Source organism: Desulfovibrio faecalis (genome assembly GCF_053570625.1).
This window is the reverse complement of record NZ_JBRBQR010000001.1, coordinates 2649808-2664785: the sequence shown is the minus strand read 5'-3', so window position 1 is coordinate 2664785 and position 14978 is coordinate 2649808. Positions and strand designations below refer to the sequence as shown.

15 protein-coding genes are annotated in these 14978 nt (G+C 59.1%); 13 read left to right on the top strand and 2 right to left on the bottom strand.

What is annotated here, in order from left to right:
- Positions 1 to 443: 443 nt before the first annotated feature.
- From ACUZ79_RS11775 to ACUZ79_RS11730, 10 genes are all read left to right on the top strand, one after another.
- Positions 444 to 1334: a formate dehydrogenase accessory sulfurtransferase FdhD gene (locus ACUZ79_RS11775; protein WP_449251717.1), complete on the top strand. Its 891-nt coding sequence runs from the start codon at positions 444 to 446 to the stop codon at positions 1332 to 1334.
- 31 nt (positions 1335 to 1365) lie between these two features.
- Positions 1366 to 2133: a 4Fe-4S dicluster domain-containing protein gene (locus ACUZ79_RS11770; RefSeq protein ID WP_240824696.1), complete on the top strand. Its 768-nt coding sequence runs from the start codon at positions 1366 to 1368 to the stop codon at positions 2131 to 2133.
- Between the two features lie 81 nt (positions 2134 to 2214).
- Positions 2215 to 4323, top strand: coding sequence for an aldehyde ferredoxin oxidoreductase (locus ACUZ79_RS11765; RefSeq protein WP_449251716.1), 2109 nt, complete (start codon positions 2215 to 2217; stop codon positions 4321 to 4323).
- 13 nt (positions 4324 to 4336) lie between these two features.
- Positions 4337 to 5347: a hypothetical protein gene (locus tag ACUZ79_RS11760; protein ID WP_449251715.1), complete on the top strand. Its 1011-nt coding sequence runs from the start codon at positions 4337 to 4339 to the stop codon at positions 5345 to 5347.
- A gap of 97 nt (positions 5348 to 5444) precedes the next feature.
- Positions 5445 to 6455 carry a sulfate respiration complex iron-sulfur protein HmcB gene (gene hmcB / locus ACUZ79_RS11755; protein WP_449251714.1) on the top strand — a complete coding sequence of 337 codons (1011 nt, stop codon included), beginning with the start codon at positions 5445 to 5447 and terminating at the stop codon, positions 6453 to 6455.
- The gene (gene nrfD, locus ACUZ79_RS11750; protein WP_297145638.1) at positions 6449 to 7627 is read left to right on the top strand and encodes an NrfD/PsrC family molybdoenzyme membrane anchor subunit; all 1179 of its coding nucleotides are present in this window, start codon (positions 6449 to 6451) and stop codon (positions 7625 to 7627) included. Before hmcB ends, nrfD begins: the two co-directional genes overlap by 7 nt.
- Before the next feature lie 13 nt (positions 7628 to 7640).
- Positions 7641 to 7766, top strand: coding sequence for a hypothetical protein (locus tag ACUZ79_RS11745; RefSeq protein ID WP_022658500.1), 126 nt, complete (start codon positions 7641 to 7643; stop codon positions 7764 to 7766).
- A gap of 13 nt (positions 7767 to 7779) precedes the next feature.
- On the top strand, positions 7780 to 8352 hold the full coding sequence (locus ACUZ79_RS11740) for a hypothetical protein (protein WP_449251713.1): 573 nt from the start codon (positions 7780 to 7782) through the stop codon (positions 8350 to 8352).
- 35 nt (positions 8353 to 8387) lie between these two features.
- A complete protein-coding gene (locus tag ACUZ79_RS11735; RefSeq protein WP_449251712.1) occupies positions 8388 to 10034 on the top strand; it encodes a cytochrome c3 family protein in 1647 nt (548 codons plus the stop codon).
- A complete protein-coding gene (locus tag ACUZ79_RS11730) occupies positions 10027 to 10461 on the top strand; it encodes a cytochrome c3 family protein (protein WP_449251711.1) in 435 nt (144 codons plus the stop codon). The genes ACUZ79_RS11735 and ACUZ79_RS11730 overlap by 8 nt, the downstream gene beginning before the upstream one ends.
- A gap of 95 nt (positions 10462 to 10556) precedes the next feature.
- On the opposite strand, the gene ACUZ79_RS11725 is transcribed toward ACUZ79_RS11730, so the two are convergent.
- Positions 10557 to 11615 carry a 4Fe-4S binding protein gene (locus ACUZ79_RS11725; protein ID WP_449251710.1) on the bottom strand — a complete coding sequence of 353 codons (1059 nt, stop codon included), beginning with the start codon at positions 11613 to 11615 and terminating at the stop codon, positions 10557 to 10559.
- Positions 11616 to 11969: 354 nt separating this feature from the next.
- Here ACUZ79_RS11725 and ACUZ79_RS11720 point away from each other — a divergent pair, with 354 nt between their 5' ends.
- The 3 genes from ACUZ79_RS11720 to ACUZ79_RS11710 are packed head-to-tail and all read left to right on the top strand — an operon-like array spanning position 11970 to position 14470.
- On the top strand, positions 11970 to 12950 hold the full coding sequence (locus tag ACUZ79_RS11720; protein WP_449251709.1) for a methionine ABC transporter ATP-binding protein: 981 nt from the start codon (positions 11970 to 11972) through the stop codon (positions 12948 to 12950).
- Entirely contained in the window at positions 12947 to 13642 is a 696-nt protein-coding gene (locus tag ACUZ79_RS11715; RefSeq protein WP_449251708.1) for a methionine ABC transporter permease, read from the top strand. Before ACUZ79_RS11720 ends, ACUZ79_RS11715 begins: the two co-directional genes overlap by 4 nt.
- Before the next feature lie 51 nt (positions 13643 to 13693).
- Positions 13694 to 14470 (top strand): MetQ/NlpA family ABC transporter substrate-binding protein, encoded by a 777-nt coding sequence (locus ACUZ79_RS11710; protein WP_240824687.1) that lies wholly within the window; start codon positions 13694 to 13696, stop codon positions 14468 to 14470.
- A 108-nt stretch (positions 14471 to 14578) separates the two neighbouring features.
- On the opposite strand, the gene ACUZ79_RS11705 is transcribed toward ACUZ79_RS11710, so the two are convergent.
- A complete protein-coding gene (locus ACUZ79_RS11705) occupies positions 14579 to 14800 on the bottom strand; it encodes a YgdI/YgdR family lipoprotein (RefSeq protein WP_240824686.1) in 222 nt (73 codons plus the stop codon).
- Positions 14801 to 14978 lie beyond the last annotated feature (178 nt).

The following is a 14978-nucleotide window of genomic DNA, read 5'->3' as shown; positions in this document are numbered from 1 at the left end:
GATTTACCTAAGCTTTGTTCACGCAAACAATAAAAACCATGAAGGTTGTCAGGTAATTGTTGCGCAGAGCCAACCAGTTGCGCGAGTTAATACGTTTTCCACGCGGTATCCCCCTCACCGTTTACGGGCAACATCTGGCTCAGGGTTATCCGCTCCATCTGTTACCAGCGTACAAAATATCAGCCAGAATTGAAAAGGGCACATTGTTCATTGCGGGAATGATGTGAAAAAAAGAACAAATTTGTATCAACTTTCAGTCTGAAGTTTTGAGCCGGTCTTGGCTCATATTTGGCCCAGATTCGGCCTTTGCCTGGCCCAGATATTGCTTCGGCTTGGACCAGGCCGCCAATGAGCTCTGGTGCACACGGGCAGATAGTTGTGGATTGCCGGAAGTTGCCGCCTCCGTAACGACAGCGGCTCCGCATAGTAAAGGAAGGGGTGCTATGGCTTTGTTCAAAAACTTAACCGCAGGCGATGTTCTGCCGCAGGCTTCTCCCCCGGCCACGGTGCGCAGTTACGATATCCTGACCTACAGCAACGGCAAGGTTGCTCCGTCCGTATTTTTGTCGTGCCGGGAGCAGACGCTGACCATGCATGTCAACGGCGTGCCCTTTGTGCGCGTGGCCTGTTCTGGGCAGCATTTGCGCTACCTTGTGCCGGGATTTCTCTATTCCTGCGGCCTTATTGAAAGCCTGCATGATCTCGCCGGGGTGGACGTAACGCCATTGCCTGCCGCCGCCTCTGCGGCAACGTCTCCCGATGGGGCGGAAGAAGTGCGGGTGGACGTGCTGCTGCGCGGGGCCTGCTGTAGCAAGGCGGCTGGTTCTACGGAGCAGGCCGCCCCCAAGCTCACCATCACTTCGGCCATGGGCTGGAACATTCCCCTGGCTGCCCGAAAACTGCGCTGTATGCCGCGCGCGGAAGCTCCCAGCTGGGAGCCGCGCGTCATTCTGCGGGCCGCGCAGGAGCTGGAAGAACGCTCCGAAGTATTCCACCAGACCGGCGGCTGCCACAACGCAGCTCTGCTCAACAGGCAGGGCATGGTTTTTTATTGCCTTGATATTGGCCGCCACAACGCCATTGATACCCTTGTGGGCTACATGCTTGTGGAAGGTCTGAATCCCGCTGACCATATGATAATCAGCAGCGGGCGCATTGCCTCTGAAATCGCGCAAAAGGCCGTGCGCGCTGGCGTGCCGGTTTTTGCCTCCCTTTCTCGTGCCATGTCGCGTGCCGTGGATATGGCGCGCGCAACCGGGTTGACTCTGCTGGGCAATGTTAAGTCCGGCAGCATGCACATATATCATGAAAACGGGCAGCTTGTGCTGCCGTGATGCCGTTGTCGATCATGACAAGGAGCGCTGTATGGCTGATATGCTGAGCAAACTGAAACGTGCCGATGAAGATATGCTGCTCGAAAACCTTTCGCGCCGTGGATTCATCAAGGTAACTTCCTGCGCGGCCCTTGGGCTGGCCACGCTGCAAGCTTCCGAGGCTCTGGCCACCATGAAGGCCTCGCCGCTGGTGATTATGGAAAAAGCAGCCGGCATGATCGTGGGCGACCCCACCTTGTGCGTGTGCTGTCAGCGGTGCGAGCTTGCCTGTACGGAGTTTAACGATGGCAAGGCCGACCCCAAACTTGCGCGCATCAAGATAAGCCGCAATGCCATGTTTGGGCCGGAGGGCGGGCTGGAAAACACCACCAAGGGCATCTACGGCTCCGGTTCGCTGGTGATCCAGGATACCTGCAAGCAGTGTCCGCACCCGGTGCCCTGCGCCACGGCCTGCCCGCAAAATGCCATCATCGCTCAAAAGGGCACGGGCACGCGCATGGTACTCAAAGACCGCTGCGTGGGCTGCCGCCTCTGCCAGAAGGCCTGCCCCTGGGGCGTGATGACCTTTGATGAAGAGCAGGGCAAGGCCGACAAGTGCTTTTTGTGCAATGGCGCGCCCAAGTGCGTGGATGCCTGCCCGGCAGCCGCCCTGCGCTATGTGCCGTGGAGCGACCGCACCCGCGAGGCCACCACGCGCGGTTCGTTTTCGCTTATGGTGCCCGATGACCGCCGCGCCGCCTGCAACGCCTGCCATGTGGAATCGCCCGGCGGGCCGCGTAACCTCAAATACGAGCAGTAGCGCGCACCCCTTGCACCTTGCAGAGCGAGGCGCAGCGGGCATTCACAGGAAGTACGCTCCATCAGCGAGCCGGAGGAATTTATGGCAAGGAAATTTGGCGGTTATCAGGGCAAGGGCCTGCGGGTCAATCTGAGTACGGGCCGCATCACTGTTGAAGACACCTATCAGTATCTTGACCTTATTGGCGGCACGGGCCTTGGCTACAAGGTCTTTTGGGACGAAGTCCCACCCAAGACCAAGGCTTATGACGAAGCCAACAAGATAGTTTTTGCCGTGGGGCCGCTGGCCGGTACGGGCGCTTTGTGCAGCGGACGCACGGCGGTTACAACCATCATGCCTGTTTCGTGGCCGCAGCACCTCATCGGTTCCGGTCACATGGGCGGCAACTTTGCAGAGCACCTGAAATACGCGGGCTACGACTTCCTCATTATTGAGGGCAAGGCCGAGCGCCCCGTGTGGTTGCATGTGCGCGATGGCAAGGCATGGCTCAAGGATGCCAGCCACGTGTGGGGTCAGGGCACCCGCCGCACCACCCGCGTTATCAGCGAAGAAGTGGGGGCTGACGGTACCGTTGCCGCCATCGGGCCTGCCGGTGAAAATCTGGTTCCCTATTCCGTGGTGGTCAACAGCCGCGCCCACACCGCAGGCTGCGGCATCGGGGCTGTCATGGGCTCCAAGATGCTCAAGGCCATTGCCCTTCAGGGCAGCCAGCCCGTGCACATTGCGGGCGACAAGGCCGACTGGGAAAAACTCATCAACTATCACCGCACCATCATTGGCGCCAACAACCAGCACGTGGTTCCCAATTTCCCCAGCCCGCTTTTTGAGTACTGGGATGCCGGTTCCCGCTGGGTGGGCGCGCCGGGCAAGCGCTGGGGCGCATCTGAAGCCCCTGTCACCCTCACAAGCGATGTGCGTTCGCTCAACCGCATTTCGTACCGCACCAACAATGCCGCCTATTTTCTGGGCGACAACGTGTGGCAGTACACCGTGCGCAACAACGGCTGTTTCTCCTGTCCCATCCGTTGCTATACAGTGATGAAGGATGAAGACACGGCTGCCAAGTTCGGCGTCAGTCCCATTCAGTTCAATACCTGCGTGGGCATGTTTGGTGGACGCGAATGGTTCCCCAAGCTCTCGCGCAAAAAGAGCGATCTGGCGCGGCAGGCCGGTTTTGTGGGCATTGAACTCATGGACGATCTGGGCGTGTGGGAAAACTACGGCCAGCTGTTCCGCGATTTCAGCAACATGTATGAAGACGGCATCTGGAAACAGAAGCTCGGCGCGGACGAATACAAGTCCATTCCCTGGGAAATGGTGGACGCCTGCAATCCCGAATTCATCAAGACTGCCGTACACCGCATTGCCTACAAGGAAGGCGAGTTCGGTCAGCTTCTGGGCATGGGCACTGGCTACATGCTTGAAAAAATGGGCATCCCCGAAGAAAAATGGAAGGACGACCACCGTACCGTCTACTGGAAGATGGGGCACCCCAAGCACCACGCCAACGAGGACGACGGCCAGACCGGGTGCGTCATCAACACCCAGTACAACCGCGATCCCATGTGCCACTCCAACTGCAACTTTGTGCGCAGCGGCCTGCCCATTGATGTGCAAAAGCGCCTTGCCGAGCACTTCTGGGGTTCTGCCGACGCGGTGGACGCCATCGGTGACTACAAGCCCACCAACAAGTACAAGATGATCCGCGCCAAGTGGTCCATCGAGCGCAAGGAACTGCACGACATGCTTTCATTCTGCAACTGGATGGGGCCGTGGATTTCCTCCCCCAACAAGCAGGATGGCTACATGGGCGACAACAGCCTTGAGAGCAAATACTACCGCGTCCTCACCGGGCACAACCTGGACGTCAAGGAACTGGACCGCTGCGCAGAGCGCGCCTTTAACCTGCACCGCGCCTACACAGCGCGCCAGATGCAGACCACGGACATGCGCAAAAAGCACGACCAGTATCCCAACTGGCTGTTTGAAGACAAAAAGAACAAGGCTCCCTTCACCAAGGGCACCATCCGCATGGACAAGGCCGATATCGAAAAGAGCCTCGACCTGTTCTACGAAGTGCAGGGCTGGGATGTGAAATCCGGCCTGCCCAGCGCGAACCATTACCGTTCGCTTGGCCTCAATGACGTGGCCGATACCATGACCAAGGAAAAGCTGGTTCCCGGCGCGTAACCTTGGAGAGCCTATGAACGATCAGAATCAGGCCCAGAATCAGGCGCAGAATCAAGCGCAGGCGGCCGCCCCCTTTGACGGGGGCGGCGCAGCCGCCCCGGAAACGGGGCCGATCGGTACCACCCATCAGGTAGAAGAGGCCGAAAGCCGCCGACTGGTGGATCAGCGCAAGGCCGACAAGGTGCTGCTGGCGGAAACACTGGCTGATTTCAGTAGTGATGAACGCCTTGTGACCGCCGATGAATTGCTGGCCGCATTTATGGAGCGCGCGGCGCTTGCGCCGCCCGTTACCGTTGCTCAGGTGCGTCAGGAGCTGGAAGCTTTGCCCGACCCGCGTTTTGAAGGGCCGGATTCCCAGACCGTGACCGCAGATATGGCCCGCATCAAGGCCATGGAAAAGGCCCAGCCAGGCTCGGCCCCAGACCCGGAAGTGCCGGGCCTGCGCAAAACCCGCCGTCTGCTGAGCCGCAGGCAGTTGCTGAGTTCGCTGCTGCATCCCGCTGAGGCGCTGGCGGAGCCAGGAGCTGACCCGGCGCAGGCAAGTGAATCTGCACCAGCAGCGGAACCCGCAGAGGCCGCAACCGCTCCCCGCGTGGTGGAGCGCGAGTACGCGGCGGCTCTGCTGACAGAACTGCTGGCGGAAGATGAAGACGTGGTGGCTTTTACCGCCTGGGACAGCAAGGAATACTATCATTACAGGCCGCAGATGAGCAGCCTGTATGCGGGTATTCTTTCTACAGCCAACAACCGTATGGTGCAGGTCGCCAGCGTGGTGCGCGACAGCTCGCGCGACTACCCCCGGCCTGTGCCCCTTGAGATATTTGAATACCCGCCTTTTCTTTTTGAGGCCGAAGCCTTGCAGCAGTGCCTGCGCGATATGGCGGAAACAGAGGAATACGCGGACATCAGTTTTACGGAAAGCTCCGTGGGCACGGTGTATCTGTATTCCACCCGCTACCTCGATGAAGATTACGCCGCCTTTCTGGCGGAAAAAGAGGACGTGGGGGCCATTGCCAGCCCATAGGCCGCAGGGGCGTGTTTACGGCGCCGCCTTGGCGGCTTGCCCCACGGCAGACATGGGGCATGAAAATGATGCAATGCGCAAGCAGGGGAGGATCGCCATGCGGCGCAGACAGTTTTTGAAAATATTGGGCCTCGGCAGTGTGGCCGGAGCAGCGCTTCCCGGTGCTGCCGGGGCAGCCCCCTTTGCCTATGACGGCAGCCCCGATGCCGTGGGCGTGCTGCACGATTCAGTGCGCTGCATCGGCTGCCGCAAGTGCGAGGAAGGCTGCCAGAAGGTCAATGCCGACGTGCTGCCGCCTCTGGAAAAGCCCGTTGACGACAGTTCGGTATTTGAGCAGACCCGCAGGCCCACATTCAAGGCCTATACGGTGGTCAACAAATATCAGCCTGAAGGGCATGCCCCCGTGTTCCGCAAGTTGCAGTGCAATCATTGCCAGGAACCGGCCTGCGCTTCGGCCTGTTTTGTCAAAGCCTTTGTAAAAACAGAGGAAGGCCCGGTAGTGTACAACCCCAAGCTCTGCGTGGGGTGCCGCTACTGCATGATGGCCTGTCCTTTCTACGTGCCAGCCTACGATTACAACAACGCCTGGAATCCGCTGGTGTACAAATGCACCATGTGCGCCCCGCGCCTCAAGCAGGGGCTGTTGCCCGGCTGCGTGGAGGCCTGCCCCAAGGAGGCGCTGGTCTTTGGACGTCGCAGCGACCTTGTCAAACTGGCCCGCCGCCGCATCATGGACAATCCCGGCATGTACGAGGACCACATCTATGGCGAACACGAGATGGGCGGCACAAACTGGCTCTACCTCTCGCCCGTGCCGCATGCCGATCTGGGGCAGCCGGATGTGCCCGCTGTTTCCGCGCCGGAACTTACGCGCGGCATGCTTGGCTCCATTGCCGTTATTGCCGGAATATGGCCGGTGATTCTGGGCGGCGCGTATTCCATGAGCAAGCATTACAAAAAAATGGTGGAGCAGGCCCGTTGCGACGGTGCGCAGCAGGCAAAAGGCCAGAGCTGCGCTGACGCCCATGCAGAACACAGCGCACAAGCCTGCGGCTGCAAGCCCGCTGACCATAATCCTGAAAAGGGCCAGGGAGGCGGACAATGCTGAAGCCTTCGGAACTGCTGAAAAATACGCTTGGCCTGCTCAACACGCCGGGCAACATCATCACCGCCGTCATATTGTTCTGCGGAGCCGTAGCCACGGTCATGCGCTTTGGCTGGGGCATCGGCGCGGTTACAAATCTTGATGATTACTACCCCTGGGGCCTGTGGATCGGCTTTGACCTCTTGTGCGGCGTGGCCCTTGCTGCTGGCGGCTTTACGCTGGCGGCGGGCTACTACATCTTCGGCTTCAACAATCTGCGTTCCATGTGGCGGCCCGCGCTGACCACGGCTTTTTTCGGCTACGCCTTTGTCATTGCCGACCTGCTGTACGACGTGGGCCAGCCCTGGCGGCTGCCGTATCCTGTCTTTGTTTCACAGGGCACCACGTCGCTCCTGTTTACCGTGGGCGTGTGCGAGTTCTTTTACCTCTGCGTCATGGCTGTGCTGTGGTTTGTGATCCCCTGCGAGTGGCTGGGATGGAACAAGCTGCGCGCCATGCTCATGAAGCTGATCATGCCGCTGGTGGCGCTGGGCATCATCCTTTCGACCCTGCACCAGTCTTCTCTGGGCGGGCTGTATGTGATGGTTCCCTCAAAGATGCACCCCCTGTGGTACTCTTCATGGCTGCCCGTGTATTTCTTTGTGTCGAGCCTCTATGCCGGGCTGTCCATGGTGATCTTTGAAGGCACGCTGGCCCACGCCGGCATGCACAAGTACATGGATGAGAACCACGCCAAGAGCTTTGACGGCGTGAGCCTGAGCCTTGCGCGGGGCGCTTCGCTCGTGATGATGGGCTATTTTGTCATCAAGATCGGCGGCCTCACGCTCGACAATGGCTGGAAGTACGTGTTCAGCGGTTACGGCCTTTTGTGGCTGCTGGAAATGGCCCTGGTCATCGTGCCTGCCTTCATGTTTGCCGTGGGCGTGCGCGAACGGCGCTACGGCATGATCCGCCTTGCGGCGGGGCTGTCTGTGTTTGGAGTCATGCTCAACCGCATGGATGTGAGCCTTGTGGCCTACAACTACAATCTGCCCACGCACCTCAAGTATTTTCCTTCGCTGGGCGAGATCACGCTTTCGCTGTTCATGCTGGTGGGGCTTGTGACGGTGTACCGCTTTGTGTGCGCCAAGATGCCCGTATTGCGCGATCACCCTGACTACAAACCTGAAGCCTGACAGGGAGGATGCCATGCAGACGGTATTTTATTCGCTTTACGCATCCCTGATGTCTGGCACGGGCTGGATGTTTATTTTCATCTGCTTTGCCCTGTTCGGCCTGCTGGGCTTTTACCTCTTTCTGAACGGCAAGGATTAGGCTGGAGCACGTTATGACAACGCTGATATCCTTTCTCACTGGCTGGGGGCTGCTCATATCCCTGCTGGGATGTCTGGCCGGGTGCGTGCTGCGCCTGCGCCAGTGCAAGGCCAGCGGCTGCAATCCCTCGGATTTCGCGGCCCGCTGGCGCGCGCGCCTTGTGCCGCTCGATCTGCTGCGCGGGCAGTGGCCCGTGCGGGTGCTGGTCAACGACGCCATTTTCTGGCTGCTGTTCATGGCTCTGGTGGTGCTGCTGTTTGCCCCCGGCCATGCGGTGCTTATCGGGCGCGGCCTTGGTTTTGACTGGCCGGGCATGGCCTTTCGCTGGGCGGACGGCCTTGCTGTGCTGTTGACGCTTGGGGCGCTGGCCCTGCCGTTGCGTCACCTGCTGCTGGCCGATCTGCGCGCCGCCGCCACCAAGGCGGACTGGCGGCTTATGGCCCTGTTGGTGCTGCTGCCGTTTACAGGCCTGCTTGCCCGCTCGGGCATACCGGGGTATGGACTCTGGCTCTTGCTGCACCTTGTTGCCGGGCATATTTTTTTGTGGTGTGCGCCCCGTTGCCAGTTTGCACGGTTGCTGCGCTGATGGTTTTTCTGATCAAAGTCCCCAAGGGGGAGTTAATGCGAACCATATGTAGTACAGCCCTCGTTTCTGCTTGCGCCATGCGGTTTGTGGCCGCCACTGCAGTGTTTGCCGTGGCGCTGTGTTTTTCTGCTGTTGGTGTCCAGGCAGCTTCCGCGCCTCTGGCGGGCAACACCATCTACCTTGGCGGTCAGCGCGCCAAGGAGCTTAAAATGCCTGTTGTGGCCTTTGACCATGCGGCCCATGCCAAGGCCAACGCCTGTGCGAGCTGCCATGCGGCTGGCCCCGGCGTGGAGAAGAACAGCGCGGGTCTGCCGGTCAATATTATGCAAACGCCGGTGTTCAGCGCCTTTGCTGGAGTAAATTCCAGTGATCCTGCCGCGCGCAAGGAGGCCTTTCATGCGGCCTGCGCCACGTGCCATGCGCAAAAGGGCGCTGGGCCGTCCCTGGCGCAGTGTCGTGACTGCCACACTATTGCCGATGCCGCAAAGCTGCCCGTTCAAAAGGCTTACAAGCCGCAGATGGACGCCTCCCTGCACCAGCGGCATCTGACCTCCGGCGCATTCCCCGTAAAGGCGCAGCCCGGTCTGGCCCCCGGTGCAATCCTGGCGGAGAACGATCCTCAGCGTTGCGTGACCTGTCACCATGCCAAGGATTTTTCACCCACCTTGCCGCCAAACATTGATTCGTGCCGCACCTGTCACGAAAGTGGCCCCGGCTCGGCCCTTGCCACCAGGGATGCCGCTTATACGCCGCCGCCCCTGCGCGCCGCCGCGCATGAAGTGTGCATGAAGTGCCACGCTTCGCTTGCGGAGCAGAAGCTGCCGCACGGCCCTGTGGACTGCGCCACCTGTCATGACAAGGCGCGCTTTGAGGCCTTGCCCCGCTTTGAGGCCAGCCCCTCCATCATGACCATGGACAGACCCACGGGCGTGGTGCTGACCGACAAGGTCACGCCGCCCCAGGTGCCGCTTTCTCCCCTGTATCCGCAGGGGCCCAAATGGCCTACGGTCATGCCTGCCGTGCCTTTTGACCACGGCCTCCACGAAAGGGCGCTCAACTGCGTGGATTGTCACCACACCAGCGTCAAGCAGTCGTGCATCACCTGCCATACGCCCAGCGGCGACCCCAAGGGCAAGAATATTCCGCTGGCGCAGGCCATGCACTCTGTTACGTCCAAAAATTCCTGCGTGAACTGCCACACCAGCCTGACCACCTCCGCGCCGGAATGCGCGGGCTGCCATACGCCAAGGCCCGTGAGCAAGAGCGGCAGCAACTGCGCCTTCTGCCACCGCGCCGCCCCCGGCGTGAAGGGCACCATGGGGCTGATGCTGCCCAGCAATCTGCCTTCGCCTCAGGCCGCTGAGAAGGCAAGCGGAACTGCTGGGCTGGATGCCCCGGCCCTGCCGCAAAGCCTGCCTGTCCAGCAGGCTGCACAGCAGAACGCCAAACTTGCCCCTTCGGCCATTCTGTTGCCAGTGGACGCAGCGGTGAAGGCTGCGCAGCAGTCTGCCGACGCGTCAGAAGCCGCGCTTGCGTCTTCTGCCATTCTGTTGCCGCCGCCGGACAAAAATCCCGCCGCAAAGCCCGACCCGGCAAGCCAATGCTGCTGCGACCAAGGCCTTGCAACCTGCTGTAACGCCGCCTCCCGCTCAGGGCGATCAGCCAGCCGTAGATGTGTCTGACGCGCCCAAGCTTGGGCCTGTCCCTGACGGTTTGCCCGAAAAAGTACGCATAGAGCTCATGAGCAAGGAATTCCGCCCAGTGGACTTTGCCCATGCGCAGCATCTGCAAAAGCTCCGGGCTGGCATTGGCCGCAAGGCCGCAGGCCTGCAAGGCATGCATGCCAAGGATGGCCTGGAGTGCGCGGCCTGCCACCACAACAGCCCGCGCCTTAAAGAGGGTATGACGCCGCCGCGCTGCGTTTCGTGTCATCCCGCAAACCTGCCCGCTGGCGTAACTACCATGCCGGACGGCAGGCCCCTGCTCAAGGCTGCCTATCACCAGCGCTGCATGGACTGCCACACCCGCATGAAGCTTGAAAAGCCCCGTGCAACGGATTGTCAGGCCTGCCATATCAAGCGCGATCCAGCAGAAGCCCCGGTCTGGTAAAAAGGGCAAGGCCCAATCATAAATGACAGCATGGCGGCAAAGGGAATACCTTTGCCGCCATGCTGTTTTTATAAACCCCTGAGGCGAGCGGCCGTCTATCCGCCAAACTGGACCATGTGGAAGCGCCGCAGCATGCCCGGGGGAATTTCTGAAACCCAGTGACCGGTGCTCACGGCCCATAGGTAGGCGGCAAAAAGCAGCACAAGGCAGCCAGCGGCAACCGTCCATAAGGGTACGCGGCTGCGGGCCGCAGAAAGGTGGAGGCAGTCTTTTTGCGGGCAGGCTTCAATACAGGCAGTGCAGCCAAGGCATTCCGGCGAATTGACGCGCCTCTTTTCGTGTACGGCGATGGCTGAAGGGCAGGCGCACTGGCAGCGGCGGCAGCTCGTACAGGTAGCCGCGTTGCGGCGCACCGCCACAGGGCTTGCCAGAGCCAGAATGCCCAGAAACGCCCCGTAAGGGCAGAGGAAACGACACCACGCATTGCGCGCCACCAGCGAGGCCGCCACAATGACGCCAACTACAATCAAGGTGGTGGTTGAAGCCCGCAAAAAGAAAAACAGCATGCTTGAATCTGCAACCATATTGAATGGCGCGCCCATGAAGGCATCAATTTCGTCCACGCTCATGGCAAAAAAACTGAAATAACACAGCAATACCAGTGGAATATACTTGATGGCCTGGAGCGCCAGCTCCAGCTTGCGTGGCGGGTTGCGGTTCAGGCCCAGGCGCTCGCCAAGGCGGCCCAACAGGTTGGAGGCAAGGCCCACAGGGCAGATATAGCCGCAAAATCCCTTGCGGAACAGCAGAGCCATGAGGGCGATTGCCAAAAAGAGCGTCAGCCCGGCAGGGTGCACAACGTCCCACATGCCGGTTTCAAACAGGCGGCGCGCGGCCATGAGTTCACTGATGGGCAAAAAGCCCTCCACCGAGGGTGGTTTGGGCGTGAACGTCTGGCTTTTTCCCGTGGCCCACTGCACGTAGAGGTAAAAATTCCAGCCCACCCAAACAAGAAAAATGGCGAATGCGCCCTGTATGCCGCGCCGCAGCAGAGTGGGGGTGATGCGGCGTTTGGGAGGTATGGTTGCGAGGGGGGTATACGCTGGTGCTGTGGGCTGTGCAGCCCTTTGCGCGGAATCGGCAGATTGGTTCATGGCGGAATATCCTTTCAGACTGTTCAGGTAAACAATTGCGTCACTGGTTGTGTCACCATTGCGCATGGCTGTCCATGATCGGCATCACATGCTGGATGCCTTCCATCTGCGCAGAGGTTCAAGGGGGAGTGCGGCAAAGGAGATAGAGGATAAACCCTTACGAGGTGAGCCAATCGCGGGCTTGTTTACCCCTGCGCGCCGCCGTATGCGGGGCCTCCGCTGGCAGCTTGATTTTGAACGCCGCCTTGGGGTAGAATGCCGGGTTATTCATGCTGTGCCTGCGTGAATTCTTTACTTTCGCGGACAAATATCGCATTGTCTGGCGACACCGAAAACAGGCTCAGGAACCATCGCATGATTCAGGTAACCAATCTTGGCAAGCTCTACGGAAGTCACCTTGTGCTGCAAGAGATCAATATGCACGTGCACGAGGGGGAGATTTTCGGCATAGTGGGGCATTCCGGCGCGGGCAAGTCCACCTTGTTGCGCTGCCTTAACGGCCTGGAACCCTACCAGATGGGCAGTGTCAAAGTCATGGGCGTTGAAGTTGCCTCCCTTGAAGGCACGGCCCTACGTATGCTGCAAAGCAAAATGGGCATGATTTTTCAGAATTTCAATCTCATGTCCCGCAAAAACGTGTTCGACAACGTGGCCTTTCCGCTTTCGCTGTGGGGAGTTGCCAAGCGCGAAGAGCGCGTCATGGAGCTGCTAGAGCTTGTGGGCCTTGCCGACAGGGCCAAGCAGCGTGTGCAGAGCCTGAGCGGCGGGCAAAAGCAGCGCGTGGGCATTGCCCGTGCCCTGGCGCTCAACCCGCGTGTGCTGCTGTGCGACGAGGCCACCTCCGCCCTTGACCCCAAAACCACCTCGTCCATTCTGGATCTGCTGGAAGATATCAACAAGCGGCTCAACCTCACCATCATCATGGTCACGCACCAGATGGAAGTGGTCAAACGCCTCTGCCACAGCCTGCTCATGCTGGATGGCGGCAAAACTGTGGCCATGGGCAAGACGGAAAATCTCTTTCTGTCCCCCACCAAGGAGATGCAGGCCATGGTGGAGGACGAATATACGCTTATTCCCGGCGGCACCAATATCCGCCTCATGTTTCCGCGCGAAATTTCGCAGCAGAGCGTCATCACGCAGATGGCGCGTACGCTGGGCATTGATTTTTCCATCGTTGGCGGCAAGCTTGAACGCTACCTCGACGATGTTTTCGGCTTTCTTATCATCAACGTGCAGGACAAAGACCTGGACGCAGTGCTGCAGTATCTGAAAACGCAGAACCTGTTCTGGGAGATTCTGGCCTATTCTGAAAACGCGGGTGAACAAGCATGATTGAGAACATGAGCGGCCTTTCGGCCTACTACCCGCTGTGGGAGCGGTTTCTGGACAAGCTGCCGGAAATTATTACGGCAACGTGGGAAACGCTGGACATGGTGCTGCTCTCCACGCTGTTTTCGCTCATTTCGGGCTTTTTGCTGGCTATCCTCATGATCGTGACCAATCCCATCGGCCTCAAGCCCAACCGTTCAGTCTATCAGGCCGTGGATTTTGTGGTCAACCTGCTGCGTTCGTTCCCCTTTATCATTCTGCTCATTGCGCTCATTCCCTTTACCCGTTTTGTGGTGGGCACCTCCATTGGCAGCGCGGCGGCCATAGTGCCGCTGACCATCGCAGCCGCCCCCTTTGTGGCGCGGCTTATCGAAACCTGCTTTCTTGAGGTGGACAGGGGCGTTATTGAGGCTGCACGGTCTTTTGGGGCCAGCAACACGCAGATCATCTTTCGCGTGCTGATTCCTGAAGCCTTACCTTCCATTGTGCTGAACGTGGCTGTTATCGCCATTACGCTGCTGGGGTATTCGGCCATGGCCGGAACCGTTGGCGGCGGCGGGCTGGGCGATCTGGCCGTCAAATACGGCTACAACCGCTTTCAGGTCGATATCATGGTGTATTCGGTCATTATTCTCTGCCTTCTCGTGCTGCTCATTCAGGGCGTCTGCAATTTTCTGTACAAGATTTTGCGGTAGGCCTGCGGCGGCGTGTGAACTTTTTTACCCTTTACCCTTGCAGGAGCGCTTATGAAACGTCTGCTTTTGTCTCTGGCCATGGTTCTGGCGCTGGCCGCCCCTTCGTTCGCCGCTGAAGACATTGTTGTCGGCGTGACCCCCTTCCCGCATAAGGATATTATGCTGGCGGCCAAGCCCCTTCTTGCAAAGGAAGGCTACAACCTGGTCATCAAGGAATTTACCGACTACGTGCAGCCGAACATGGCGCTGGCCAGCAAGCAGCTCTTTGCCAACTTCTTCCAGCACGAACCCTACCTTGACAACATGAACAAGGAAAAGAAGCTTGACCTTGTTTCCATCGGCAAGGTGCATATTGAACCTCTGGGCGTGTATTCCAAGAAGATCAAAAAGCTTGCCGATCTCAAGAAGGGCAACAGCGTCTCCGTGCCCAACGACCCCACCAACGAAGCCCGCGCCCTGCGCCTGCTCGAAGCCAACGGCGTGATCACCATCAAGCCCGGCGCGCTCGTTACCGTGGCCGACATCACCAAGAATCCCCTTGGCCTCAAGTTCCACGAGCTTGACGCAGCCCAGCTGCCCCGCACCCTGGACGATGTGACCGCTTCGGTCATCAACACCAACTTTGCTGGTGAAGCCGGTCTGGTGCCCTCGCGTGACGCCCTTGTGATGGAAGGCAGCGAATCCCCCTACGCCAACATCATTGTTGTGCGCAATGAAGACAAGGACAGCCCCAAGGCCAAGGCCCTTATGAAGGCCGTGCAGTCCCCCGAAGTGAAGGAATACATCCAGAAGAATCTGGTTGAACGCGGCATCGTGCCTGTGTTCTAAGATTCGTTCTCTGCGTAAATCAAGGCAGCCGCCTTACGGTTCCTGATGGAGCTGTAAGGCGGCTGCTCTTTTGCATACTTGCCGCGCTGGGCGGTCAGGCAAAAAATGCTAGGGCAGGGGACGAACCTGCTTCAAGTCTTCGCGGGGGATGGTGTGGGTTTTGCCTGTGTCGTCCTCAAAGCTCACGGAATCGTTTTCAGGATTGATAACGGGCTTCTTGGTGCCGATGTAGATAGTGTAATCCTTCGTAACGGCAATGTACTTGGAGCCACAGGCGGTGAGCATACTGGTGCTCATCATCAGGGCAAGGATCAGGGCGATTTTTCTCATGCGTAACATCCTCGGCTGTTGCAAAAAAATATGGGCCGTTGGCGGGCTCGTTCATGACGCGGTAAAGCGCATACACCCAATCGGAATGCTTGCCAATACGCAATGCGCGCAGTATTTTTCATGGCGAAAAATATTCACACCGAAACAGCTTGCGGGTGCCTCGACCCATAATGGTCAG

Coding starts and splice junctions, on each gene's coding strand:
- ACUZ79_RS11775 (WP_449251717.1), top strand. CDS start 444: ATGGCTTTGTTCAAAAACTTAACCGCAGGCGATGTTCTGCCGCAGGCT.
- ACUZ79_RS11770 (WP_240824696.1), top strand. CDS start 1,366: ATGGCTGATATGCTGAGCAAACTGAAACGTGCCGATGAAGATATGCTG.
- ACUZ79_RS11765 (WP_449251716.1), top strand. CDS start 2,215: ATGGCAAGGAAATTTGGCGGTTATCAGGGCAAGGGCCTGCGGGTCAAT.
- ACUZ79_RS11760 (WP_449251715.1), top strand. CDS start 4,337: ATGAACGATCAGAATCAGGCCCAGAATCAGGCGCAGAATCAAGCGCAG.
- hmcB (WP_449251714.1), top strand. CDS start 5,445: ATGCGGCGCAGACAGTTTTTGAAAATATTGGGCCTCGGCAGTGTGGCC.
- nrfD (WP_297145638.1), top strand. CDS start 6,449: ATGCTGAAGCCTTCGGAACTGCTGAAAAATACGCTTGGCCTGCTCAAC.
- ACUZ79_RS11745 (WP_022658500.1), top strand. CDS start 7,641: ATGCAGACGGTATTTTATTCGCTTTACGCATCCCTGATGTCTGGCACG.
- ACUZ79_RS11740 (WP_449251713.1), top strand. CDS start 7,780: ATGACAACGCTGATATCCTTTCTCACTGGCTGGGGGCTGCTCATATCC.
- ACUZ79_RS11735 (WP_449251712.1), top strand. CDS start 8,388: ATGCGAACCATATGTAGTACAGCCCTCGTTTCTGCTTGCGCCATGCGG.
- ACUZ79_RS11725 (WP_449251710.1), bottom strand. CDS start 11,615: ATGAACCAATCTGCCGATTCCGCGCAAAGGGCTGCACAGCCCACAGCA.
- ACUZ79_RS11720 (WP_449251709.1), top strand. CDS start 11,970: ATGATTCAGGTAACCAATCTTGGCAAGCTCTACGGAAGTCACCTTGTG.
- ACUZ79_RS11715 (WP_449251708.1), top strand. CDS start 12,947: ATGATTGAGAACATGAGCGGCCTTTCGGCCTACTACCCGCTGTGGGAG.
- ACUZ79_RS11710 (WP_240824687.1), top strand. CDS start 13,694: ATGAAACGTCTGCTTTTGTCTCTGGCCATGGTTCTGGCGCTGGCCGCC.
- ACUZ79_RS11705 (WP_240824686.1), bottom strand. CDS start 14,800: ATGAGAAAAATCGCCCTGATCCTTGCCCTGATGATGAGCACCAGTATG.